This is a genomic window from Paenibacillus curdlanolyticus YK9 (assembly GCF_000179615.1).
Taxonomy (GTDB): Bacteria; Bacillota; Bacilli; order Paenibacillales; family Paenibacillaceae; genus Paenibacillus_T; species Paenibacillus_T curdlanolyticus.
This window is the reverse complement of sequence record NZ_AEDD01000002.1, coordinates 221,489-245,828: the sequence shown is the minus strand read 5'-3', so window position 1 is coordinate 245,828 and position 24,340 is coordinate 221,489. Positions and strand designations below refer to the sequence as shown.

Annotated in this window: 23 protein-coding genes; 3 read left to right on the top strand and 20 right to left on the bottom strand. The window is 50.6% G+C overall.

Annotated features, from left to right (window positions below):
- Window positions 1-37 precede the first annotated feature (37 nt).
- Window positions 38-220 (bottom strand): hypothetical protein, encoded by a 183-nt coding sequence (locus PAECUDRAFT_RS04485; RefSeq protein WP_006036919.1) that lies wholly within the window; start codon window positions 218-220, stop codon window positions 38-40.
- Between the two features lie 292 nt (window positions 221-512).
- On the opposite strand from PAECUDRAFT_RS04485, the gene PAECUDRAFT_RS04480 reads away from it, so the two are divergent.
- Window positions 513-1,757, top strand: coding sequence for an RICIN domain-containing protein (locus PAECUDRAFT_RS04480; RefSeq protein WP_006036918.1), 1,245 nt, complete (start codon window positions 513-515; stop codon window positions 1,755-1,757).
- A gap of 124 nt (window positions 1,758-1,881) precedes the next feature.
- Here the strand turns inward: PAECUDRAFT_RS04480 and PAECUDRAFT_RS04475 are convergent, their stop codons facing one another.
- The 5 genes from PAECUDRAFT_RS04475 to PAECUDRAFT_RS04455 form a co-directional block, all read right to left on the bottom strand.
- On the bottom strand, window positions 1,882-3,762 hold the full coding sequence (locus PAECUDRAFT_RS04475; RefSeq protein WP_006036917.1) for a pentapeptide repeat-containing protein: 1,881 nt from the start codon (window positions 3,760-3,762) through the stop codon (window positions 1,882-1,884).
- Window positions 3,759-6,836, bottom strand: a complete 3,078-nt coding sequence (locus tag PAECUDRAFT_RS04470; protein ID WP_006036916.1) for an NHL repeat-containing protein — start codon at window positions 6,834-6,836, stop codon at window positions 3,759-3,761. The genes PAECUDRAFT_RS04475 and PAECUDRAFT_RS04470 overlap by 4 nt, the downstream gene beginning before the upstream one ends.
- A gap of 224 nt (window positions 6,837-7,060) precedes the next feature.
- Window positions 7,061-7,261 (bottom strand): GNAT family N-acetyltransferase, encoded by a 201-nt coding sequence (locus tag PAECUDRAFT_RS26265; RefSeq protein WP_006036915.1) that lies wholly within the window; start codon window positions 7,259-7,261, stop codon window positions 7,061-7,063.
- A gap of 28 nt (window positions 7,262-7,289) precedes the next feature.
- Complete coding sequence (gene argC / locus PAECUDRAFT_RS04460; RefSeq protein ID WP_006036914.1) at window positions 7,290-8,258, bottom strand: N-acetyl-gamma-glutamyl-phosphate reductase; 969 nt, start codon at window positions 8,256-8,258, stop codon at window positions 7,290-7,292.
- A 461-nt stretch (window positions 8,259-8,719) separates the two neighbouring features.
- Window positions 8,720-8,971: a YolD-like family protein gene (locus PAECUDRAFT_RS04455; RefSeq protein WP_006036913.1), complete on the bottom strand. Its 252-nt coding sequence runs from the start codon at window positions 8,969-8,971 to the stop codon at window positions 8,720-8,722.
- A gap of 124 nt (window positions 8,972-9,095) precedes the next feature.
- On the opposite strand from PAECUDRAFT_RS04455, the gene PAECUDRAFT_RS04450 reads away from it, so the two are divergent.
- Window positions 9,096-9,935: a DUF2935 domain-containing protein gene (locus tag PAECUDRAFT_RS04450; RefSeq protein ID WP_040711497.1), complete on the top strand. Its 840-nt coding sequence runs from the start codon at window positions 9,096-9,098 to the stop codon at window positions 9,933-9,935.
- An 82-nt stretch (window positions 9,936-10,017) separates the two neighbouring features.
- On the opposite strand, the gene PAECUDRAFT_RS04445 is transcribed toward PAECUDRAFT_RS04450, so the two are convergent.
- From PAECUDRAFT_RS04445 to mobA, 11 genes are all read right to left on the bottom strand, one after another.
- Window positions 10,018-10,833 (bottom strand): hypothetical protein, encoded by an 816-nt coding sequence (locus PAECUDRAFT_RS04445; RefSeq protein ID WP_233516722.1) that lies wholly within the window; start codon window positions 10,831-10,833, stop codon window positions 10,018-10,020.
- Window positions 10,834-11,115: 282 nt separating this feature from the next.
- Window positions 11,116-11,439, bottom strand: a complete 324-nt coding sequence (locus PAECUDRAFT_RS26260) for an alpha/beta fold hydrolase (RefSeq protein WP_233516721.1) — start codon at window positions 11,437-11,439, stop codon at window positions 11,116-11,118.
- Between the two features lie 183 nt (window positions 11,440-11,622).
- Window positions 11,623-12,018: a (R)-mandelonitrile lyase gene (locus PAECUDRAFT_RS04435; RefSeq protein WP_006036909.1), complete on the bottom strand. Its 396-nt coding sequence runs from the start codon at window positions 12,016-12,018 to the stop codon at window positions 11,623-11,625.
- Window positions 12,019-12,090: 72 nt separating this feature from the next.
- Window positions 12,091-12,504 carry a nucleoside-diphosphate kinase gene (ndk, locus tag PAECUDRAFT_RS04430; protein WP_006036908.1) on the bottom strand — a complete coding sequence of 138 codons (414 nt, stop codon included), beginning with the start codon at window positions 12,502-12,504 and terminating at the stop codon, window positions 12,091-12,093.
- 14 nt (window positions 12,505-12,518) lie between these two features.
- Window positions 12,519-13,631, bottom strand: coding sequence for a PAS domain-containing sensor histidine kinase (locus PAECUDRAFT_RS04425; protein ID WP_006036907.1), 1,113 nt, complete (start codon window positions 13,629-13,631; stop codon window positions 12,519-12,521).
- Window positions 13,624-14,277 carry a response regulator transcription factor gene (locus PAECUDRAFT_RS04420; RefSeq protein WP_006036906.1) on the bottom strand — a complete coding sequence of 218 codons (654 nt, stop codon included), beginning with the start codon at window positions 14,275-14,277 and terminating at the stop codon, window positions 13,624-13,626. Before PAECUDRAFT_RS04420 ends, PAECUDRAFT_RS04425 begins: the two co-directional genes overlap by 8 nt.
- A 44-nt stretch (window positions 14,278-14,321) precedes the next feature.
- On the bottom strand, window positions 14,322-14,756 hold the full coding sequence (locus PAECUDRAFT_RS04415) for a GAF domain-containing protein (protein ID WP_006036905.1): 435 nt from the start codon (window positions 14,754-14,756) through the stop codon (window positions 14,322-14,324).
- A 60-nt stretch (window positions 14,757-14,816) separates the two neighbouring features.
- Window positions 14,817-15,527: a Crp/Fnr family transcriptional regulator gene (locus PAECUDRAFT_RS04410; protein ID WP_006036904.1), complete on the bottom strand. Its 711-nt coding sequence runs from the start codon at window positions 15,525-15,527 to the stop codon at window positions 14,817-14,819.
- Window positions 15,528-15,709: 182 nt separating this feature from the next.
- Window positions 15,710-16,447, bottom strand: coding sequence for a pyruvate formate-lyase-activating protein (gene pflA / locus PAECUDRAFT_RS04405; protein ID WP_006036903.1), 738 nt, complete (start codon window positions 16,445-16,447; stop codon window positions 15,710-15,712).
- A gap of 52 nt (window positions 16,448-16,499) precedes the next feature.
- A complete protein-coding gene (gene pflB / locus PAECUDRAFT_RS04400; protein WP_006036902.1) occupies window positions 16,500-18,770 on the bottom strand; it encodes a formate C-acetyltransferase in 2,271 nt (756 codons plus the stop codon).
- Window positions 18,771-18,864: 94 nt separating this feature from the next.
- Window positions 18,865-19,470, bottom strand: a complete 606-nt coding sequence (gene mobA / locus PAECUDRAFT_RS04395; RefSeq protein WP_006036901.1) for a molybdenum cofactor guanylyltransferase — start codon at window positions 19,468-19,470, stop codon at window positions 18,865-18,867.
- 397 nt (window positions 19,471-19,867) lie between these two features.
- On the opposite strand from mobA, the gene PAECUDRAFT_RS04390 reads away from it, so the two are divergent.
- Window positions 19,868-20,293, top strand: coding sequence for a hypothetical protein (locus PAECUDRAFT_RS04390; RefSeq protein ID WP_006036900.1), 426 nt, complete (start codon window positions 19,868-19,870; stop codon window positions 20,291-20,293).
- A gap of 425 nt (window positions 20,294-20,718) precedes the next feature.
- Here the strand turns inward: PAECUDRAFT_RS04390 and adhE are convergent, their stop codons facing one another.
- Genes adhE through nirD form a run of 3 tightly spaced genes read right to left on the bottom strand, consistent with a single transcriptional unit; the run spans window position 20,719 to window position 24,333 of the window.
- Window positions 20,719-23,325, bottom strand: a complete 2,607-nt coding sequence (gene adhE, locus PAECUDRAFT_RS04380) for a bifunctional acetaldehyde-CoA/alcohol dehydrogenase (RefSeq protein ID WP_040711493.1) — start codon at window positions 23,323-23,325, stop codon at window positions 20,719-20,721.
- A 38-nt stretch (window positions 23,326-23,363) separates the two neighbouring features.
- A complete protein-coding gene (locus PAECUDRAFT_RS04375; RefSeq protein ID WP_006036898.1) occupies window positions 23,364-23,945 on the bottom strand; it encodes a hemerythrin domain-containing protein in 582 nt (193 codons plus the stop codon).
- A 1-nt stretch (window position 23,946) separates the two neighbouring features.
- Window positions 23,947-24,333: a nitrite reductase small subunit NirD gene (gene nirD / locus PAECUDRAFT_RS04370; protein WP_006036897.1), complete on the bottom strand. Its 387-nt coding sequence runs from the start codon at window positions 24,331-24,333 to the stop codon at window positions 23,947-23,949.
- Window positions 24,334-24,340 lie beyond the last annotated feature (7 nt).

The window sequence follows — 24,340 nt, the reverse complement described above, 5'->3', positions numbered from 1 at the left end:
AGCCGCGTTGAACGCGGCTTTTTGCTTGAATTGCGGACTAATGATTGATGTCGCATTTGTTTAAGATGAACGAGATTTGATTCTCTAGCCGATTGATCGCTTCCTGTGACTCTTTGCCTTGTGCGTGCTGGCCGCGAAGCGATTCCAGCTCTTGCTTCAGTTGATGCAGATCATCGCTCGCATTCGCGCAATCATAATGGCTTTCGAGATTATCAAGCATGCTTATCCTCCATTCTTTCGCTGGGTGTACTTGACTATTATGGTGGATTTCGCTTAACTTATTCAGCTTCGACAATTCGACACGAAGCAGTTCGAATGGCTTATTTCGAAAACGTTTAACATTAGGTTTGGATTCCTATTTTGAACCGCACATTTCTCATGTTAAACTCTTCCATGTAAGCGCTTCACCCATAATGAAAACGATTTAATTTTGTGAAGGAGGTGAGTTGGGTAGTCCTTTCAACGACGACATACCTCATAACGATTTGCCATAATCCTTAAGGAGGCTAATTATGAAACGTTTAGTTAAAGGCCCGAAATCGTTTATTTTTATTATGATCCTCTCTCTTGTCGTTACGCTAATCCCCATTTCGACTGCGAATGCAGCCTATAATCTCGTATGGAGCGATGAATTCAACGGGACCGGGATCGACGGGAACAATTGGTCGTTCGAGACTGGCGGCGGCGGCTGGGGCAACAATGAGTTGGAATACTATACGAATCGTTCGGAAAACGCAAGGATCGAAAGCGGCAATTTGGTCATCGAGGCAAGAAAAGAATCGTACGGCGGCATGAACTATACGTCGGCCCGTTTGAAATCGCAAGGAAAGAAAAGCTTTAAATACGGCAAAATCGAAGCGCGAATCAAAATGCCGAAGGGCCAAGGCTTGTGGCCTGCATTTTGGACGCTTGGCGCGGATATCGGAACGGTAGGCTGGCCTAAGAGCGGCGAAATCGATATCATGGAGCATGTCAACAACGAGAACAATACGAATGGCTTCATCCATTGGGACGCTAACGGCCATGCTTCCTACGGCGGCGCAAGCCAAGCGGTCGATGTGACGCAATATCATGTGTATTCCATCGAATGGACTTCGAGCGCGATCAAGTGGTTCATCGACGGCGTTCAATTCAAGGAAGCCAACATTGCGAACAACATCAATTCGACTGAAGAATTCCATAAGGAGCATTTCATCCTGCTGAATATGGCCGTTGGTGGGAACTGGCCAGGCTCGCCTGACGGCTCAACCGTCTTCCCTGCCAAAATGTATGTCGATTATGTGCGAGTCTACCAAGACGGCGGCACTCCTCCTCCTTCCTCTAGCATCGTCAATGGCGGTACGTACAAATTGATTAACGTCACGAGCGGCAAAGCATTGGACGTTGCATCCGCTGGTACGGCACCGGGCACGAATGTTCAAATCTGGTCGGATAACGGAACCGCTGCTCAAAAATGGACGCTGTATCAAAACGCTGACGGAACCTACAAATTGATTAACGTGAACAGCGGGCTTGCGCTTGACGTATCGGGGTCCGGGACAGCCGACGGCACCAATGTTCAAGCCTGGACCGATTTGGGCAACGGCGCGCAAAAATGGAGTGTCGTCCAGAACGGAGACGGCAGCTATAAGCTTATAAATGCAAATAGCGGCAAGGCACTTGATGTCTCTGCTTCAGGCACTGCCGACGGAACGAACGTCCAGATCTGGACGGACAACGGCACTGGCGCGCAAAAATGGACGCTGGTTAAATTGTAGAAGCACGGATAATTAGCTTAAAATGAGTATAAAAACAGGAAGCTGCGCCCTAATGGATCGCAGCTTCCTGTTTTGTTGTACGAAAGATTGCGGCATCCCAGCATGCATGAATTGCCTCTGTCAACTACAGATGGCAAGGCCCTTTGGAGCCATCGGGACATGTGGTGCCGCTTGTCGTGTTGCCTAATACCGAAACCGAATAATTGACGATAACCGGGATGGGATTTCCGTAGAAATCCTTATACACATTGCTAAATTCGCCCGCTTCTACAGATACTTTCACAGATCGCAAATCGAGCCCATCCATGTTTGCGCCAGTGCAGTCTACCCCGCGTATATCAGCGCCATAAAAGCTTGCATCCGGATTAGGCGGCTGCGAGGCTGGAATCAATTGCGCCTGCTTAAAGCTGGCCCCAACCATTGTCGCTTCGCTAAAATTGCTGCCCCCCTGTTGGGTGCCATCAAATTCCGCTTGAATCAATATCGCTTTGTTGAATTTGGCTTGATTCATCGTTGCGCCCTTCGCGGTCGCTGTTTTATCAGGATCAATTCCCGCATAGGTGAAGAACAAAGCGCCGGAGAAGTCAACGCCATCGCAGAATGCACCGGTGAGATTCGTATTGATCATGAAAGCTTCCGATAAGACAGCGGCTTCAATCTTGTTCGAATCTTTCAGCACCCGGGACTTGCTCTCCGATATAAGATATGCGCTGTCCAGATTGGCGAGCGTCAGATTGGCGCCGATCAGCTTTGCTCCTTTCAGCTTTGCATGCGCAAGCTGAGCCTTCTCCAAGTTGGCTTGCTGAAGCTGAAGCTCATACATCCGGCTGCCTTTGAAGGAGGCGCCTCGAAGGTCTTTTTTGCTTAAATCAAGGCCATCAGGCAGCAGCGCGTAATCCGCGTTCAAGTTCGCTATCGATTCCGGAATGCCTGTAATCTTCGCATCGGACAAATCCAAATAGGACCAATTGCTGCCTAGTAGCTTATAAGGCACGGTAGCCTGTAGGAACGTAGTGCGGTCATTCTCGGCACGAGTAAAATCAGGCGGATAGCTGAAGGAAGCCGATGTCAGGTCACAACGGATAAACTTCGTATGATGCATGATCGCGCCGTCAAATATCGTATTGATCAAAGATGCGCCCGTCAGGTCAGCGCCTGACAAGTCCGCTCCGCTCAGATTGGCACCATCCAAAATCGCGCCAGTCAAATTCGCGTTCGTCAGATTAGACGTGGAAAGATTAACGCCAGTCAGGTTTGCCCCAGCAAGTATAGCTGAGGAGAGCTGGGCAGACGACGGCAATATTTTCGTTAGATTCGTCCCGGTGAAATCCGCATGCGTGAAGTTCGCGCCATGCAAGCTCAAGCCGTCAAAATTTGCTTGCTGCAAATTGGCGTAAACAAATTGCGCATTTTGAAACGATTGGACTCGGCTAAAATTGGCATTGCGGAAAACAGCGTTGGTCAGATCGGCGTTGTCGAGGTTCAAACCGGATAGGTCTTTGCCGGATAGATCGAGATCCCGCGCTGAATTCGTAACGATCAGGATCGGCAGCAGATCGCCTTCCACCTTGAACTTGGTTTCGTGCCCTATGCCGACCGTCGCTTTCCCGAAACCCCAGTTGACCGGATACCAACCCTCATTCGTCACTTGGATATACTGTCCGGCGAGATGCCCTGCTGCGCATTGAAACGCGACTTCGCCATGCCCGCGATTAATAAGCTTGAACTTCTGCTCGTCTCCGATTTGATCGGACGTAAAATTATGATCGATATTTAACCATAACATCATATTGTCATTATAATGGCTGTTCCAATACCAGTTTGTTTTCGTATCCTTGAGCGCGACCACCCCGCCGCCCAAGTTATAGATTTCATATTCATAGTTGTTGGCATTATTGCCCGCACATATGACAGCCAAACCGCCCGCATAGCCTAATTGGGAATAATAGCTCCCCGCGTATCCGTATGGCGACGTATATAAACTCCATTTTGTGATAGGGTTCATTGCGAACCTTCCTTTCTTGGCGTGTTCGGAATCCATTCGCTGACCGAAGGCTCCGTTCGTCCAGCTGGAGAGCTGATTTGTTGGAAATTAAGCGAATACAAATTGCGCCATAGATCAACAGCTAAAGACGATGCTACCAAGCCTTGCTGCGTGAGCATATGGCTTCCTGCTGGCGTATAGATGTCCAAATAATATTGATTCGCATCATAGCCATTGCCGTATTGGCTCAGGACATAGATGTGGCCTTGAATTTCTACGCTCATCGCGAGATATTTAATATCTTGCGTCGAATCATGATTGACCAAATTGATCCAATACGGATGGTCAGCGTTCGTGAACGCCGACACGGGATGGCCCCCGCGGCTGAACGCTTGGATGCGCTGATTGCCTTTCTCCAGAACATAGATCGTTTGATTTGGCGCAATCGCTACTAGCTCCGGTTGCAGCAGCAGCCCTTCCCTCGTGCCTGGTCCGAGCTTGATCGTCGCCCAAGGCGCCTGCTGATCTGGCTGGCCGCTCGACGGCACTTGCAAAATTTGCATGACGGGATAAGCGGGGTTCACGGCAACGATGTACCCGTTCGAGTGATACGCCATTGATGTCGGAAGCAGGTTGAATCGGCCCCAGCTCTCGCTGCCCGATAGATCGAATGCTCGTTGCGGGCTGTCCTGCGGGATCGAAGCGTCGTTGATCGGCTTGATCTGCCTGAGGTGGAAGCCGTCTTTCGTGTCGCCTGTCGGATCCAAGTAGAAATAGACAGCGGCACCGCTTTCTTCCCCGAACTGAGGATAGGCGAGCAGCGGCGCTTTGTTAAAGCCCTTGGGCGTATTCATAATGCCGGCATTCGGGTCCGGTCCATAGGCGATGTTTTTGAATGCATAGAGCTGCAGGTTGTCCCCATCATCTCCATCGACAGGCGGGATGTTCATGCCCGAAGCCTGCCAGGTATAGCCGAGCAAGCCAAGGTTTGAATTCAGCGTGATGCCTGCCAAGCTTTCCAATTCATGACCGGTACCGCCTGTGCCGAGGTTTTCCGCTGTTTCCTTGGGTGCTTCGGATGTCTGCTGCCATGAATATCGCCCATTTTGTTGCACAAGCAATTGGCTGTGATGGTAAGTAGTTTGCTCCGTAAGCGGATATAGCATCTGCTTGACGGTTACAGACGCGACCAGCTGCTCCTTCCCAGGCGTAAGCACATTGTCTAATTGTGCAGACGCTCCTCCGCCAACCAGCCAGCCTTCACTCGAATAGATTGCTGCCAAGAAGGTTACTTTGCCGCCGACCGGAATGTTCTTCAGCTCGAACGATAGGCTGGATACTTTAGGGTCCGCAATATCGCCTTTATACGTTCTTGTCGTATTGTCGCTATATTGTGCCGTCACAATATAATAAGATGCGGTAGCCGCAAATTCAGCTTGCTGTCCATTCTCTGCCAGTGGAACCAGCGTGATCGATGCGTCCATGCTTACAGTCAGTTCAAAATCGACGACACGCGGCGATGTGATCACTTCGCTAACCGTTTGGGCCAACTGAACGACCGTTCCCTCGATCGCTAATGCTTTGAGTCCCCATCCTATGATGGGAATCGCTTCTTCAACCTCTTCAGCTGCTAGAATAGCTGCGAGCTCCGCAGCGAACTCCGTCCCTGTGAGGAGCTTAGATACAATCCGGTCTGCAAACGAAGTAAGAAAATCTCTTACGTCATTGCCTGTGTTGCTTGAGTTATTGATGATATCCTTAACAACCGTATAGATGGAATAGACCGTAGGAGCAATGAAAGTGATTTTTTTGAACAGCGTGTCGAACATCTTGCTGCTCTCGGTCCCTACTGTCATAACCAGAGAGATAGTAGGAATAACTAAATCCAACAGCGCTGTCGCACCGATCCCGATCCATGCCGCGACTGGGTCTGCATCCGAATGGGAATTCCCGTTCCCCAGGCTTCCAATTGACAGACGAAGTTTGCCGATCGGCTCAGCAGACGGCAATTGCAAGGAAATCATGGAGGTAGCGTCGCTGACCGGAACGCCAAGGAAGGTGCCCTCCGCGCTTACCGTGCTAATGAATTTCACCGATTTCGTTCCCAAGAGGAGCTGCTCCGCTTCTCCTAACGCATCGATCCATTGCTGCACGTCAGTCAGATTTTCTCCCCTTAGAATCGCCAGCAAATCGTCCGTATTGATCTCAATTGGAGTGACGCCGTTCCCTTTATAGAAGGTCGCGTAAATCGACATGTGCCGAATGTATGAATTGGTGACTCTCAAATCGAGCTCGAACGCGTCGGTCAGCTTCTCGATTTGTACGGAAACCCCGTATTGCGGTCCGCCATCCTTCAGATTATAGTGATAGCCACCCGAGCTCACGGCAGTTGCGGCCAAATTCTGATGGTTCGCTGAAATATGGCTGACGCCCGGTTGAACATTCCACCGCACGCCTCGCAACGCTTCGTCACTATATGCTTTCTTCTTAATATCAGCCGCAGCGCCTGCCGTTAGATTGAGCAAATACGGATGCAGCTCGTAGGTATAGTAGGGCTTCCCTGATTTGTCCAAGACCGGTTTGCCGTCATCGTCCACTACTAGCTTTGTCGTATTCCAGCTGTCCTTGAGCTGTTCAAGCATAAACACCATTTGGCTGATCGCCGGGACGTCATTCATATGACTGAGCATAATATCGGAGTGCTCGTTTGTTAGAACGGTAATGCTAGGATTTAGAAAAAGAATGGATTTTGCAATATCAGCGGCGGAAAACACTTTATCAGCTTCAGAGGTGGAGATGGCTGTTGCCATAAGCGAGGGAATTCCTTGATCATCAGGTGGACCATAGACACGAATAAGCTGCACCTTAGAACGATCATGCGGCACGGAGGCGCAATAATGAGTGGGATGCGGGACTTCCGACGCAGTATGAAAGCCATTCGCACTGAGAGAATCAAGGGTATGCTCGACGAGCGGGTAGGAGACATTTCCTGCTTTGAGGACATAGGGTCCGCCTTGTCCTTCGTCCCCTAGAAACCGGAGATCGTAGTGGAGATTTCGATTGCCTGTCCCGACAATCGGTTGGCTGACGTTCATAAATTACCCCTTTCTTAATTGGCATGTCTGGAAGCGTTATCCTATTTCGTGCATGCTCATTATAGTAAATGCCTTGCTCATTTGATATGGGTCTATGGAACCAGTGATTGTTCAATGACTTAGCCGTTTCTTCAACAGTTGCTCATCGTGTTTTACATAGTTGCAATGCTCGTATGTTTTAATTGCATCGGCTTTATTTTTCCCCGTCAACACGTGTATACTTCTTACTCCACTCTTTGAGCGCATCCAAATCCAACGATTGTGCCTTGGTATTCTGCTACAACGATCATTTCACTGTTTACTTGTATACTTTCGATGATTTGAACTGCAGGCCTAAGACTCCCGCCATTGAACGCTTGATTTAGCCTCGCGAGACCCTCTACATCGGCAATAGTTGCACGTCTTACCGTAATTTCTGGATTCATCCTATTATTTCTCCCCCTCGTTTCTTAACTAAGTTTTGTTATTTCTACGAGTTAAGCCCAATCCCTCCTCTATTCCCAGCATGAGGTTCATGTTTTGAACGGCTGCTCCCGAGGAGCCCTTTCCGAGATTGTCCAATCTGCATGCAATAAGAACTTGATCGTCGTTCCCTAGGACAAAAATCTCAGCGTTATTGGTTCCATTGCATAATGTCGGATCGAGGTTTGATTGACTCATTCCCTTTGTAGCCTCCGGATGGATGACTTTTACGAACGCTTCCCCTTGATAATAGTCGGTAAGAGCAGTATGAATATTTTGGAGGCTAGGTTGATTAGGAAGCAGGCGTGTAACCACTGGAACAGTCACAACCATGCCATTGTAGAAATTGCATACCGTCGGAAGGAATACTGGCTGGAAAGCAAGATCGGTAAACTTCTGCATCTCAGGTAAATGCTTATGGTCCAAATTTAAGCTGTAGTGCTGCGTACGATTGAACCGATCGATTGACTCGGTAGTGCTGTCTGACTCATATCGTTCGATTAATGCCCTGCCTCCACCGCTATAACCGGTCAAGGAGTGACAGCTAATTGGATAATCGCGAGGAAGCATTCCACACTGAACAAGTGGACGAATGGCTAGTGCAAATGCAGTGGCGTGACAGCCTGGCACCGACACGCGATTAGCGTTGGCTATGGCACCCTTTTGTACATTGGATAATTCAGGCAAGCCATAGACCCAAGCATCATCGGTACGAAATGCCGTACTGCTGTCAATAATTCGAGTGTGAGGATTTGTGATAAGCGTTACAGCCTCTCGAGCAGCTTGGTCTGGCAAACACAAGAACACAACATCTGCTTCATTCATAAATTGAATTCGGATGTGAGGGTCCTTCTTATGCTCCTCGTTAATTGATAAAAGCTCGACATCATTCCGTTGAACAAGTCTTTCATGTATTTTCAAACCTGTCGTACCATACTGGCCATCTACAAATACTTTCATAGCGTAGCAACCCCCTTTTCACAATGAATAACTATACATATATTTGAATTTTTATTCAACCCTAGTTTGGGGCGCCTACTGATCCTTTATGATTTGATTTGATCAATGTGCTGCCGAATGAATAGCACACTTTTTTCTTCCCTATCCGTACTCCGGCGCGTTCACCGACCGATTAGCGCACTTTTTTCTTCCCTATTCGCACTCCGGCGTGTTCACCGACCGATTAGCGCACTTTTTTCTTCCCTATCCGTACTCCGGTCCGTTCACCGACCGATTAGCGCACTTTTTTCTTCCCTATCCGTACTCCGGTCCGTTCACCGACCGATTAGCGCGCTTTCTTTTGACCCTGATTACACGAAAAAAGGCCGTCGAGACTTTCTCGACAGCCAGAGTCCCCTCAGTTTGAGGAAGCTTACGTTTTTCAGGCGATATGATTCATCAAATGATCATCCTGATGCTTGTTAATCCCGCGGGTAATCCAAGCTCATAATGTCCATGAACGGAACCTTAACGGTTTCTTCCTTCGTCTGAACGTGTACCTTGCCTGTTCTGGAATCCAAGTGAACGATCTGTCCGCGCAATGGCTCTTCCCATCCCCATATGGTGAGAAGGATATCTGATTTCTCGTTATACGCCTCAGTGATTTGGTTTCCTATTTCCTCTAAGACAAACTCGTCTCGTGTCGGTCGCTTCGGTACTTTCGCTTTTGCCATGAAGTAATCCCCCTAACATATCCGGCTATGATAAGTCATTTAGCGGTTCAGAGTCAACAAGATTATTTTGTGCTCCCATAATTTAATGTAATCAAACCCGTCAGCAGGCATATAGCTTAAAAGAATGAAGACTGGAGGGGATTGGATCGTGGATGCGTTTGTTGCGCGTTCGCTTGATGAGATTCGTTTTTGGTCAAGAATCATGAAAGAGCATTCGCTTTTTTTAAAGCTCGGCTTTCGGTGTGAAGATACACAATTAATTCAGGAAGCAGACGGTTTTTACCGGCTTTTCGAGCAAATTGAAGCGAAAGCGCATGCGTTTACGACAGCGACCGACCCACAGCAAATTCAGACGTTTAATGTAGAGGTTTATAATGCCGCTTCGCACATTTGGGTCTTCAAACGCAAAGTACTCGGATTAATTTTGACTTGCAAGCTGCCCGGCGCCAATAATTTTCCGCTCTTAGTTGACCACACCAGCAGAGAAGCGAACTATTTTAGAAATCGGCTCGCACAACTCAATAACGGCCAATTAGAGCCATTAGCGGATGCGATCATTGATGAGAATGTTTTCTTCTTGAAAATAATGGCTGACCATGCCAAATTCATCGGACATTTACTCGATCCTTCCGAGCGAAAACTAGTCGAACAAGCACGTGATTTTAGCCATGATTTTGATCAGTTGCTTTGGCAAGCGCAGGATCTAAGTTCGATGCGACCTCAATCGCAAACCCAACCGCTTTTAAGTCAATTTTTGGACCAAAATCGGGTATCCGTCGCCAGCCTTCGGGATTTTAAAAAGACAGCACGTGACCTGATCGCGGCCTGCCGGATCAAAAGCATCATTCATCCTCTTCTTGCTGATCATGTCTATCGGGAAGCGGAGCGATTCCTAGCGATTATCGATATGTTCGAAAATAGTTTGACTGGGAAACCGTCTCCTAATCAAGGCGCTTGGCATTAAAGCTGTACGATAAAAAACAGGAAGATGCGCCCACCGGGTTCGCATTTTCCTGTTTTTTATGCTGTATGGGCAAGCTGCTTCCTTAAGGAATGTTCACAACAAAAGGTACAATGAATGTTTTCCCGTTTTGTTTGAATTGCCCCCAGATTTTATAGTTGCCGCTTGACGGGAAGCTTGTCATGAATTTGGCGTCCGGCCCCTTAGCCTTCTCTTCTGTTGGATGAACATGCAAATAATTTTCGGCATCTTCACTTAGGATAACAACATGGCCGACGGCTCCTAAATAGGGCTGCAAATCCGTAACTGGCTTGTTTGTTTGGGCATCTGTCATATGGAAGGTCATGTTTACCTCTTTATTCGCTTGCAGGCTATCGAAATCTAGCGATACCTTTTTGCCGTCGATCATTTGCTCCTTCTCAAGATCTGGCACGAGCGTCTCCGCCGCAGGTGCCGTTCCTTGAACGGTCACGACGTTGCTTTTCGTTGTTGCCTTTCCGCCAGATGGGATATAGTCGGCAAACATTTTAAATTCGCCTGCGTTTGGCAGCTGCGTAGTAATCGTGAACTCGCCGTTATCCTGATATTCCGGGTGAATATGGTCAAAGTACGATAGATCCTTGCTTACGATAATCAGATGCATTTTCTTCTCATGATTAATGTCGAATTGCTCCACAGGCTTGCCGCTGTCATCCTGGATTTTCACTTTAATTGTAACATCAGCATTAGGGCTCGGATGATCGGCTGATAACGTCCATACTGCCTCTGTGTTGTCTGTAGCTGAATCGGCACGCTCAACTTCATGGCTGTTATGGCTATTATGATCGCTGGTTGTTTTCCCACAGCCGGACAACGCTACCGCAACGGCTAAAATAATAACAAATACTAACCCTCTCATCATTAAACCTCCACTTGATCTGGCTTTACACATACCCCATTGGGGTATTCTTGTAACGAGAGTATAATATACCCACTGGGGGTATGTCAAGTGTTGCAAAAAAAGCGCCAGCTCACGAAATCGTCATGAAACCGGCGCTTATTCGATTGTTTCCCATCCTATTCGTTCTAATGGCGTTACTGTTAGTAAACAAGCTTTAATTGCGACGAGCTGTTCGCTCTATACCGTCAGCAATTGCTTCGTACAGTTGGTGCGGCAGGTCGTGTCCCATGCCGTCCACTACCATCAGTTCAGCACCCGGTATGGCAGATGCCGTGTCCTCGCCGCACGCAGGGACGAACAGGGGATCGTCCGCCCATGAATGACAAGTGATGGTACGTTTATGGACGCCAGCCGCGGACGACTATCACCGGAGACAGCGATCGCAGCAATTTGTCGTCCGACGCTGCCTGGATCGTAGGCTCGCCGGACTTCCTCCATAATGAGCGCCCGATAAGCGTCCTCATCAAACGGATAGCCGGTGCCCGCGATGCGCTTGGCAAAAGTGAGACTATTCTCCAAAAATCCTGCTTCATCCTCAAATGGGTTTGGGGCTGGTTTTGTCATCAATGCCATGACTTCCTGTGAAGCTTGCGGAAGGTTCGGATTACCTGAGCTGGACATAATAGAGGTGAGTGATAACACCCGTTCAGGGTACTCACAGGCTACAAGTATTACCCGGGTATAATATAAATCGGCAAAATAAAAAAGCCGCACTTATGCGGCTTTTAACGAAAATCCTCTTGTTCGCGATCACGCTTGATACTGCTCGTCACTCACCTTTTCCAACCATTCAACCGTCTCGCCGTCCATTCGCTCTTGAATCGCAATGTGCGTCATAGCTGTCGTTGGTGCTGCGCCATGCCAGTGCTTTTCTCCAGGCGGGAACCATACAACGTCACCGGGATGGATCTCTTCAACCGGGCCACCCCAGCGCTGCGCGCGTCCGCTTCCTGCTGTCACGATTATCGTCTGACCGAGCGGATGTGTATGCCATGCCGTTCGAGCGCCGGGCTCGAATGTAACGCTGGCTCCGACTACGCGAGCAGGATCAGTCGCCTCGAATAGCGGGTCCAGACGAACCGTTCCAGTAAAATAATCGGCATGCCCCTTGGCAGAAGGCCGCGAACCAACTCTATTGATCTCCATTGTCTGAATACCCTCCATCGGTATATGTAATTACGCTCTACCGATATTATTACATGAGGCGTTAACGACAAGTCAAGCCGACTCGGATCGGAAAAACAGCTTAATTTCCCGTTCCGCATTGTCCGGCGAGTCGGAGCCATGAATAATGTTTGCCTCGACATCCAAGCCATAATCGCCGCGGATCGTGCCAGGCGGCGCTTCGGCCGGATTCGTCGGACCGATCAGCGCACGCGCATTTTTGACCGCGCCCTTGCCTTCCACAATCATTGCAAAAACAAAGCCTGACGTAATGTAATCAACCAGCTCTTGGAAAAACGGCTTGCTCTGCAGATGACCATAATGGATACGCGCGGTTTCACTCGAAAGCTGCATCAGCTCAGCTCTTACAAGCTGAAGTCCCTTCCGCTCGAAACGGCCGACAATTTCTCCTATTAGTCCACGCTTCACGCCATCGGGTTTAATCATCACAAATGCTTTTTCGCTCATCCATCTCAGCTCCTCTACGTTTTCGGAATTGTCAGCGTAACAGCAGTGCCTTGGCCTCGTGCAGATTCCAATGCTAAGCTGCCGCCTGCAATTCTAGCCCTCTCATTCATGCTGAATCGGCCTACTCCTTGGGTTCTGGCAGTTAGATCAAATCCATTGCCTCGATCCACAACTTGGACTACAACCTCGAATTCATGCTCGTGAATGGAAACCTCCGCTTCCGAGACGTCTGCGTGCTTCGCAATATTCGTCAGCGCTTCTTGTATAATCCGGTAGATGACGGTTTCACTTTGTAATCCGAGTCTTTTGTGCAAATTGCAGTGGAATGCTACGCGAATTCCGTAATGGGATGAAAAGTTATCGATATACGTTCGAATGGCCGGTACGATGCCGAGGTCATCGAGCACCGAAGGGCGAAGCTCCCAAGCTAATCCGCGCACCTCTTCAATTATGCCGGCTACGTGATGACGAATGCCGCTCAGGTCCTCATTCATCTGGCTCGGAGCAGCGATGACGCGGTCCAATTGAATGAGCAGCGAAAACAAGCTTTGGCCGATCCCATCATGAAGCTCCCGGGAAAATTTGCGACGCTCGTCCTCTTGGATCGTCATCACCTTCGCTAACATCGCTTGCAGCTCTTCCTCGACCTGCTTGAGCCGGGTTACTTCGTTGCGGATGGCAAGATACTGGTAGGGGGTTCCTTCTTCGCTGATGAACGGCACGATCGTCGTATTGACCCAGTAGTAAGAGCCGTCCTTGGCTTTGTTCTTAATGTCGCCGCTCCATACTTTCCCGGATAAAATCGTCTTCCACATCTCGTCCATAAACGACTTGCCGTGATAGCCGGAATTAATGATGCGATGATCCTTGCCAAGCAGTTCTTCCCGACCATATTGCGATATTTCGCAAAATTTATCGTTTACGTATTGAATTTTGCCTTTATGATCCGTCATAGCAACGATCGACGACTCATCGAGCGCAAACTTGACATCTGCGAGCTGCTTTAAAGACTGCCTCAACGCCGTGCGAAATGGTAGGTTCTCGATGCGGTCGTCCAACTGCGACAGCAGCGTTTCGACATGCTCGGCAATGACGTTTCGATGCGGAGGCGTTGCATCCTTATTCAAATTGCAGCAGCCCCTTTTTCATCGCATACTTGATCAGCTCGGGCCTTGTCTTCAGTCCCAGCTTCTCCATGACATTGCTCTTATGCGTTTCGACCGTCTTCACGCTAATGACGAGCTGCTCGGCGATCTCTTTGTTCGCGTAACCCTTGGCCGTTAAGCCAAGCACTTCCTTCTCGCGATCCGACAACGAATGGTAGACATCGCCGCTTTCGCCGCGCTTCATTCGTTCCACATAGTCATTCATCAGCCGTTTCGTAGCTGTCGGGTATAAGTAGGCATCGCCTCGGGCAACGGACCGGATGGCCGTCAGCAGCTCCTCATGCGGCGCGTTCTTCAGCACATAGCCTGCCGCCCCGGCATGAATCGCACGGAACAGGTATTCGTCGTCATCGTGCATAGTCAATACCAGAATGGCAAGCTCCGGAAGCTTCTCCTTAAGCTCCGAAGTTGCGGTAAGCCCATCCTTGCCATGCGGCATGCTCAAATCCATGAGCACCACATTCGGTCGCAGCTCAAGCGCTGCTTGAATGCCTTCATCCCCATCGGAAGCCTCGGCAATAACCTCTAGATCCGCTTGTCCGTTCAGCAGCATGCGCAATCCGGAACGTACCATTGCATGATCATCGACAATTAGGATTGTTATCATTCTTCACCCTCTTCTCCTCCGCCTCGCGTTAGCTCCGCATGCGCTTATTCACTCTCCACCAGCATATGCAGGAAAGTGTGGAGTCCTTGCACTTCGTGAACATCGTACCTCTGATCGCTTCTTCGTCCAAGCAGCAATATCCCGTTCAAGGAACATAATGATTCGGCCGGCACCGGGAATGCGATCGCTGATGCCAGCTTCTCTGCAAGCATGACCGGACATTCTCCCAATAATAAGGGGTTCTCACGGTCATTGATCGTATAGGGCACGCCATGGCGAAGCACCATGCCGCCGATGCCAATGCCGGGTTTAAGCTTCATTTGGCCTACTCTACCATTGCGGCTGCCGATTACAAAGTTCCAGCGCATAAGCCGATAATGCTCGGCGGGCATCGCATACGCGACAAAGTCGCTCCCGCTTCTCTCGCGTATGCGTTCAAGCTCCAGCATCATTTGCTCGTTTTTCCCCGGTCCCTTCAATTGTACGCCTCCTTTCCTCCATGTTCCATCCTTCTATTGCGCTATCTGGCTAGTAAATCACTACATCCGGCAAATTTCCTTCGGACAATTCTCGCAGTGGCACACATCGCGCAAATAGGGAAGATCCTTTATGATGAAGCAGCCGTTCGTGTAGTCGACCACCTTTTCTTTCTTCAAATCGCTCAGCATCCGGTTCACGCTATCTCTTGTTGCTCCGATCATGTCGGCCATCTCGGTGTTGTTGATTTTCAACGTGATCACGATCTGTCCGTCCTTCATTTTTCCGTAGGAATTGCTCAAACGAATGAGCAGCGAGCATAATGCGCCTGGCTTGCCGAACATCATTAAATCCCGGAATTTGGTTTGGGTGAGGCGATGCATCATCCCCATCCACTTCATGAACTCGACCGCTAAATCGCCATGCTGCCAAAGCAGCACCTCCAGATCCTTGCGCTGAATGATGCCGACTTGGGCATCTTCTGTTATTTCCGCGCTAAAGCCGTGAACCGAATCCTGAAACGGGTCCATCTGGCCGAGCAGATCCCCCTGTTGATGCAAGTACATCGTCAGCGCTCTGCCGCTATCGGACGTCTTGGTCGTTTTGGCGCGTCCTTCAAGCAGGTAAAACAATTTGTCCGCAGGATCGCCTTCCCAGAACAAGCTGCTCCCTTTTTCCTTTTGCTTCACATACATAATGCTTTGCAGCTTCTCGAAGCTATCTTGAGATAAAACCGGAGCCAAACCTTCCGCACGCTTGATTGGATTTGCCATGGCGTTCGTTCCCCTTCCGATCGTTCATTTGTATCCATCATACCTCTGCCTGCAAATTTGAACCATCGGGGAGTACACTGATCTTTGGCGGGAAAAACCCTTAATCTTATGTGAGGAAAAATACACTAGGGCTGCATGGACAAAGAAGAAGAGGCGCAATGCTGCACCTCTTCTTTCACACCTTATCGGTTGATTCCAATCTGCTTCATCGCCGTATCGATTAGCGCTCTAGCCCGATTGACCTCGCGATCGGTTGGCGTCGGAACGCCTTCGAGCGGATAAGTCCGGCCGAGCTGCTGCCATTTGTACACGCCCATTCGATGATAAGGAAGCAATTCGATCTTCTCGATATTCGCCTGCTGACCGATGAACGCGCCAAGCGATGTCAGATCCTCCGTACTGTCCGTAATTCCCGGGATTAGCACATGCCGGAGCCAAACTGGTTTATGAATCGTCGACAACCATCGGGCGAATGCCAGAATCCGTTCATTGGGCTGCGAAGTGAGCCGTTCATGCTTCGCGTTATTCATCTGCTTCAAATCGAGCAGCACCAGATCGGTATAAGTCATCAGCTCGACTGCATGGGATGGATCGCAAAAACCGGAGCTGTCCAGCGCCGTGTGGAGTCCGAATCGTTCCTTGCACGCTTTGAACAGCTGGGCAACGAACGGGGCTTGCAATGTCGGCTCCCCTCCCGTTACGGTAATGCCGCCGCCAGACCCTTTATAATAGGCTAGATAGGGTTCAATCTCATTGAGGATTTCATCAACCGTTACTTGGCGGCCCGTTGCGGGGTCCCACGTGTCCGGATTGTGGCAAAACTGGCATTGCAGCGCGCAGCCCTGCATGAACAGGACAAAGCGGATGCCTGGCCCGTCCACCGTCCCGAATGTTTCCATGGAATGGATACGCCCTTTCATGAGGGTCACGCTCCTTGCTTAAATTGGATAATGTGCGTGCAGCAGCTTCGTTTCAGATTTCACCGTGGAACGTACGATTAATGACGTCCAGCTGCTGCTCGCGAGTCAGCTTGATAAAGTTAACCGCATAGCCCGATACACGGATCGTCAGCTGCGGATAATTTTCCGGATGCTCCATCGCATCCATCAGCTGCTCACGGTTGAAGACGTTGATGTTCAAGTGATGCCCGCCGCTTGTCGTATAGCCATCGAGCAAAGCAGCCAGATTGCTGAAGCGAGCTTCATCTTCCTTCCCGAGCGCCTTCGGGATAATCGAGAACGTATTCGAGATGCCGTCCAGGCTGTGCGCATACGGGATTTTGGCGACCGATGCCAACGATGCGAGCGCCCCTTTGCGATCACGGCCATGCATCGGATTCGCCCCAGGCGCGAACGGTTGGCCCGCCATCCTGCCATCCGGCGTACTGCCGGTCTTTTTGCCATAGACAACGTTCGACGTGATCGTCAAGACCGACATCGTCGGAAGCGCCCCGCGATACGTCCTGTGCTTGCGCAGCCGGTTCATGAAGCCTTCCACCAGCTCGACGGCCAGCTGGTCGACGCGGTTATCGTTGTTGCCGTATTGCGGATATTCGCCTTCGATATCGAAGCCGATTGCGATCCCTTGCTCATTGCGTACCGGCCGAACCTTCGCATAACGGATGGCGCTCAAGCTGTCTGCGACGACCGACAAGCCGGCGATGCCGCAAGCCATCGTGCGCAAAATATCCCGGTCATGCAGCGCCATCTCGATGCGCTCGTAGCTGTATTTGTCATGCATATAGTGAATGACGTTCAGCGTGTTAATATAGAGCTTCGCCAGCCAATCCTGTACGACGTCGAACTTGGCCTTCACTTCCTCGTAGTCCAAAACTTCCGATGTAATTGGTGCGGTGACCGGGCCGACCTGCATCCCAAGCTTCTCGTCCACACCGCCGTTAATCGCGTAGAGCAGCGCTTTGGCCAGATTGGCGCGTGCGCCGAAAAACTGCATTTGCTTCCCGATCCGCATCGCGGAAACGCAGCAGGCGATCCCATAATCGTCTCCGAAGTGCGGACGCATCAGATCGTCGTTCTCGTACTGGATCGAGCTAGTCTCTGCCGAAACGCGCGCGCAGTAACGCTTGAAATTGTCCGGCAGCTTCGCCGACCAAAGGATAGTCAGGTTCGGCTCCGGCGCAGGACCAAGATTGTACAGCGTATGAAGGAATCGGAAGGAATTGCGCGTGACGCGCGTCTCGCCATTTAGCCCCATGCCGCCTACCGATTCCGTCACCCATGTCGGATCGCCGCTGAACAATTCATTGTAATCCGGCGTTCGCAGAAACTTCACGATGCGCAGCTTCATCACGAAATGGTCAACAAGCTCCTGTGCTTCGCTTTCCGTCAAGATCCCCTCGTTCAAATCGCGCTCGAGGTAAATGTCGAGGAAGCTGGAGACGCGCCCGAGGCTCATCGCTGCGCCGTTCTGCTCTTTAATTGCCGCAAGGTAAGCAAAGTACAGCCATTGCACCGCTTCCTTCGCTGTTGCAGCCGGAAGGGACAGATCATAGCCATAAGCAGCTGCCATCGCCTTCAGCTCTGCGAGGCTTCTGATTTGCTCGGACAGCTCTTCCCGGAGCAGAATGACGTCTTCGGTCATCGGCTCATTCTCTAGCTCAAGCAGCTCTTGCTTCTTGCTTTTGACCAATCGATCTACCCCGTACAGCGCGACCCGGCGGTAATCGCCTATGATTCGGCCGCGGCCGTAAGCATCCGGCAGGCCAGTAATAATTCCCGCTTTGCGGGCTGCCCGCATCTCGGTCGTGTAGGCGTCGAATACCCCTTGGTTATGCGTCTTGCGTATTTCCGTAAACAATCGCTCCAGTTCCGGATTCAGCTTATAGCCATAGGCATCGCATGCATCAATCGCCATCCGAATCCCGCCGAAAGGCTGAACGGCCCGCTTGAGGGGCGCATCCGTTTGCAGCCCAACGATCTTCTCTTTGGCCTGATTGATATAGCCGGGTTTATGGGACACGATGGTCGAGACGGTATTCACATCAACGTCATGCACGCCGCCTCGTTCGCGCTCTTCCTTCAACAGAACGCACAGTTGCGCCCATAGCTCCTTCGTATCGTCGGTCGCATCCTCCAGAAACTGCTCATCGCCTGTATACGGTGTAACATTTCCTTCAATAAATGAATTGACGTCGATGTGCTTCTGCCAATTTCCTGAGGTGAATCCGTGCCAGGCGTCCAAGACTCCTACCCGATCTTTTGCTTCGCTTTCCTTCATCGCCATGATCAAGCACCTCCGTTTTCTATCTTAAGGTTACTTGTTTCGACAGCTCCCTACTATGACATTGCTCACACTTTTACAATGAATTTGATTCGCGTCAGCCGCATTGCGAAATCTGTGTGATCAACCGTTCATGATCCTGCGCATCATGGATCGACTCGATGAATCTGCTGCTGATGCCATGCTCGGTAAAAACAGGCTCATACACTTCTGACCATTGGAGCGTATGCAGCAGAGCAGAGACTTTCATGCTGCCGCCGTCTAGCAGCGTCCCGACCTTATCCACGCATGAACGATCATAGATGCCATGCAAGGGATGGGCACTGCTGTTAATCCAAGGCATGACGGCTTCCGCCCCTTCCGGCTTCTGTGCCGCCAGCAGCAGTGCAGCGTCCGCGGAAGGAAAAGGCATATGGCAGCCGAGAATCCAGACATGGCGGTTTTTCGATAAGGACAGCCCCGCGTGAATGCCGCTTAGCATTCCTTTGCCCGCGTAGGAATCGGTTATGATCCGGATCTCCCGATCAACGGCGCGAAGGAAAGGGCGCGGATCATTCGTGACGATCGTAATCTCGCTGCAGCAGCTGCTCATTTCCCGGATTTGCCGCTCCAGCAGCGTCTCGCCATCCAGCACGAGGAAAGCGCGGTTTTCCCCGTTCGTTGCATGGTGGCTGCCTCCTGCCAGAATTACGCCAGACAGCATTCCTACCACTCCTCTCTTCTACAAAAAGGCGAATGCGCTTCGATAGCTCAATTACACCACAACTTAAGCGCGTTTCGCTGTGAGATGCATCACGGACTAACTCCGGAAGCATTGTTGCGAGGCACAACATAATGTGGTCCCGTGCGATAAAACCCGTTGTGACCAGATAGAACCCGATGGTATCAAAAAATAAAGTGTTAGACTAAGAAAATAACGTTGTACACTGGAAAAGAAAGTAGTAAAGTGGAAAAGACGTTAAGCTAGTGGACAAGCATGGATATTACAAACATTTAAGTTGCGGGTTTTTCGGCGAAACGTGTAAAAATATAACTATACGTTATATAGATTTATATGAATTACTAGTTAAGTTGATAAATCAACTGAAGCGAGGTCGCAGATGAAGCTGTTTTTATCGAAACGAAAAGCAATATTAATCGTTGCTGTGCTTACTCTTATATTAGCGATTTACTACACTTTTCTTCGAGAAAATGAAGAAATCCCGAATTACGAAAATCCGAGCAGTATTGTGGAAAGCTATTCTAAAGCAAGATTATATGCTGAAACAGACCTTGTGATTGCGTGTATAGTTCCCGAGAAGCGCTCAGAACCAATGTTAAAGCAGTTTGCTGGAGGAGTGCACAAGGATTCTCACTATTCGATTAAGATTCTCAACGTGGAGCTTAATGGGAATAAAGGGAATGTGACCTATCACGCAACTTTGAAATGGGGGGAGCCTTTGAATACAGCAGAAGAATTAAACGAGACGGCTCCCGTTGTCAAGGTTGATGGAAAATGGTACATCGATAGAGAAGAGGCTTGGTAACTAACCCAATCTAAAACTATATTTTCTTGGACAGATGGTACCTCTCCTCTCCTTGCCATGTCGTTGCACTTTATACAACGAACAAGGCATGAAAAGCCGGCCCCGAGCGTTCCCCTTGCAGTTCATGCAACGAGATACGGTCCATAAGGGACGCGTTGTGCCAAAAACAGTTTAAGCCGCCTTCCCCGTTGCGCAATATGCAATGGCATCTCCCTATTTCCGCGCTGCCGCTGATGTCATTGTACGAACTGCATTGAGCAAGCTGCAGCATGCCCCGACGCTGCGTTACATGCGAAGAAAGCACACCACAGTCCGCAATCCCGCAATCCCGCAATTCCAACGCCAACCGCTTCCAGCACAAAAAATAGGGCTGTCCCTCAGCCGTCGTGGCTTTTGGGACACCCTCTAATCACACATGGTCGAGCCTAGAATCTACCGTAGAACGCATTGCGGTAAATGTCTGCCAGTTCCGTCACGAGCGGCATGCGTGGGTTGGCGGTCGTGCATTGATCTTCGAATGCGCGATCAGCCAGTTGGTCGACGTTCGCTTCGAAATCCGCGGGATTCACGCCGAGCTCCTGGAATTTCTCTGGGATGCCGAGCGACTGATTCAGCTTGCGTACTGCCGCGATCAGGCTGTTCACGCCCTCTTCCGTCGTCTTTGCCGGAAATCCTAGCATGCGTGCAATTTCCGCATAACGCTGATCGGCAACGAAGTGGCCGTATTTCGGGAACGAAGCGAACTTGGTCGGCTTCTGCGCATTGTACCGAATGACATACGGCATAAGAATGGCATTCGTCCGCCCGTGGGCGGTGTGATATTGCCCTCCCCATTTATGCGCAAGGCTGTGGTTAATGCCTAGGAACGCATTGGCGAATGCCATGCCCGCGATCGTCGAAGCATTATGCATTTTCTCGCGTGCGAGAGGATCTGCCGTATGGTACGACTTCTCTAAGTTCTGGAAGACGAGTCGGATCGCATGCAGCGCAAGGCCATCCGTATAGTCGCTTGCCATAACCGATACATAAGCTTCAATCGCATGCGTTAGGACGTCCATTCCGGTGTCCGCTACAGCTCGCTTCGGCAAGCTATAGACGAATTCGGGATCGATGATCGCCACATCGGGCGTCAGCTCATAGTCCGCGAGCGGATATTTCGTATGCCCATCCTTCTTGTCTGTGATGACGGCGAACGAGGTGACCTCCGAGCCTGTACCCGAGGTCGTCGGGATGGCGACGAATTTCGCTTTTTCCCCAAGGCGCGGATATTTGTAGACACGCTTGCGGATGTCCAGAAACTTCTGTTTGAGCGAATGGAAGCTGGTGTCCGGGTATTCGTAAAAGAGCCACATCGCTTTGGCAGCATCCATCGGCGATCCGCCGCCAAGCGCGATTATGCAATCGGGCTGGAAGTTTTCCATCAAGGTCGTTCCGCGTTCGACCGTCTCGACCGAAGGATCGGGCTCGACATCGGCAAACACTTCGATCGATACCGGATTCGTCCGTTTGCGCAAATAATACTCCAGCTTCTCGACATAGCCGAGCTTCACCATCATCGCATCCGTAACGATGAGAATGCGCGAGATGTCCGGCATTTTCTCAAGGTACTGTGTCGCGCCTTTCTCAAAATAAATCTTCGGCGGAATCTTGAACCACTGCATATTGACTGTCCGGTAAGCAACCCGCTTGATATTGATCAAATTGACAGCCGATACATTCGAAGTCGTTGAGTTATGGCCGTACGAGCCGCAGCCTAACGTTAGCGACGGCAGATTCGTATTGTAGAGATCGCCGATCGCTCCGTGTGTCGAAGGCGAGTTCACGATAATGCGGCCGGTCTTGAGCCGGTTCGAGAACGCTTGGATCACGGCATCATTGTTCGAATGGATGACCGAGGAATGTCCAAGTCCGCCGAAGGCTACAACCTCCACTGCGCGATCGATGCCCTGCTGGGCGGTTTTGACTCTGTAGCACGCAAGGACGGGACTAAGCTTCTCGGCGGACAGCGGGAATTCCGTGCCTACCCCCTGCAGCTCGGCTACGAGAATCTTCGTGTCTTGCGGTACTTGAATGCCTGCCATCTCCGCGATCTTCACTGCTGGCTGGCCGACGATCACCGCATTAACCGCACATTTATCGGCATTGATGACAAGCTTCGAAACAGCTTCCGTTTCCGTCTTGTTCAGGAAATAACAGCCGCTATCCTTCATGAGCTTGCGTACTTGCTCGTAAACGGCCTCTTCGATGATGACGGCTTGCTCGGAGGCGCAGATCATGCCGTTATCGAACGTTTTGGACAATATGAGATCAGTCACGGCCTGCTCAAGGTTCGCCGATTGCTCAATCAGGCACGGAACATTGCCGGGGCCGACGCCCAGCGCTGGTTTTCCGGTGCTGTAAGCGGCTTTGACCATCGCGGAACCGCCTGTTGCCAATACAAGCGCTACATCCGGGTGGTTCATCAACAGCTGGGTCGCCTCCAAAGATGGGCATTCGACCCATTGGACGCAATGCTCCGGCGCTCCGCTCGCGACCGCTGCATCATGGAGAATCTGAGCAGCTAACGTGCTGCACTTCTGGGCCGACGGATGGAAGGCGAATATGATTGGATTGCGCGTCTTCGCGGCGATTAACGTCTTGAACATCGTCGTCGATGTCGGGTTCGTAACCGGCGTTACGCCAGCGATGATCCCGACCGGCTCTGCGACGGCCTTGTAATTCTCAAAGGTGTTTTCTTCGATAACGCCGACGGTTTTGTCATACTTAATGCTGTGGTAAATGTATTCGGTCGCGAAGATGTTTTTGGTGATCTTGTCTTCATACACGCCGCGGCCCGTTTCCTCCACGGCCATTTTCGCCAGCCTCATATGTTGATCAAGCCCCGCGAGCGCCATAGCATGCACGATCGCATCGATTTGCGCTTGATCCATCTGCAGGAACGCTTCCTGGGCGATTTTGGCACGTGCCACCAACTGATTCACTTCTTCTTGAGCGGAGTAACGAGCTTCTAATTTGTTTTCCTTCATTGCCATCATTCTCTCCTCCTTGGAGACATAATTGGGATCGTTATTTATGAGAATAAATAGTCGATATCGGTCAAGATTTCTTCCGCCAGCGGAAAGATCAGCTCCTCCTCCATCTGAAAATGGCTATTCAAAATGAAGCACCCTTGCGTTAAACAATGGCAGCCTTCCTTTAGTTCTTCGAAGAATGTCGGACCGATCGCCTCCTCGTCCATTGCTAACAGATTGAGCTGGGCATAGCTTGCATGCAGGAACGACTCGAAAAACTGCAGCGCCAGCTCATGATCCTTCTCAAGCACCCATAGGGAGGGTTGGATTGTCGGTTCGATCGTCTTCTTGTAATACCGCGTAAAGACCGGGAATAGCGTCTCATCCTCCCATCTGGAATGCACGGACAATTCACTAAGCAATGCAGCAGTCCGATCGCGCAGCACCGTGAGCAGGCTTTTGGCCCCCCTTCTGCTAAAGGCTGCAGCTGCCCGTATGCTTAGGTCGCACAGCTCATCGCAGTCCGCCTTCAACTGCTCGTGATCTGATTTTAACTTCTGGAACAGCTGCATATAGGCGCTTGGCCTTGCCGTATTGATCGGATCAAGCAGCAGCTTAGTGGATTTTCTGCCCATCTCCATCCTAGCGCCCTCCGCTTCGGCTATCGGATAATGCCAGCTCAGTGGACTTGTCGTGTTGCCCTATGAGCTCCACATAGACGGTGCCCGCTTCAACCTTGACGTGGAATGTTCGCACTTGTCCAGTATCCGGCTCCTGCACCATCCCATCCTCCAGGTTGATTTTCAAATCCCGCAGCGGACAGTAGATATAGTGTCCGCTTACGATCGCTTCCGCGAGCGATCCGCCCTTACGGTGAGGCGTCCGATTCTCCAGCGCATACAGATCGCCGCTGGTCGTATGGAAAACAGCCAGCTCCTCCATGCCGAGGCGTACTTGCCTCCCCAACCCTTGCGGGAAATCATCCTGCTTGCCGATTGCCGCGTAAACCCGCTTCATTTGATTGGTCATCGCTTCC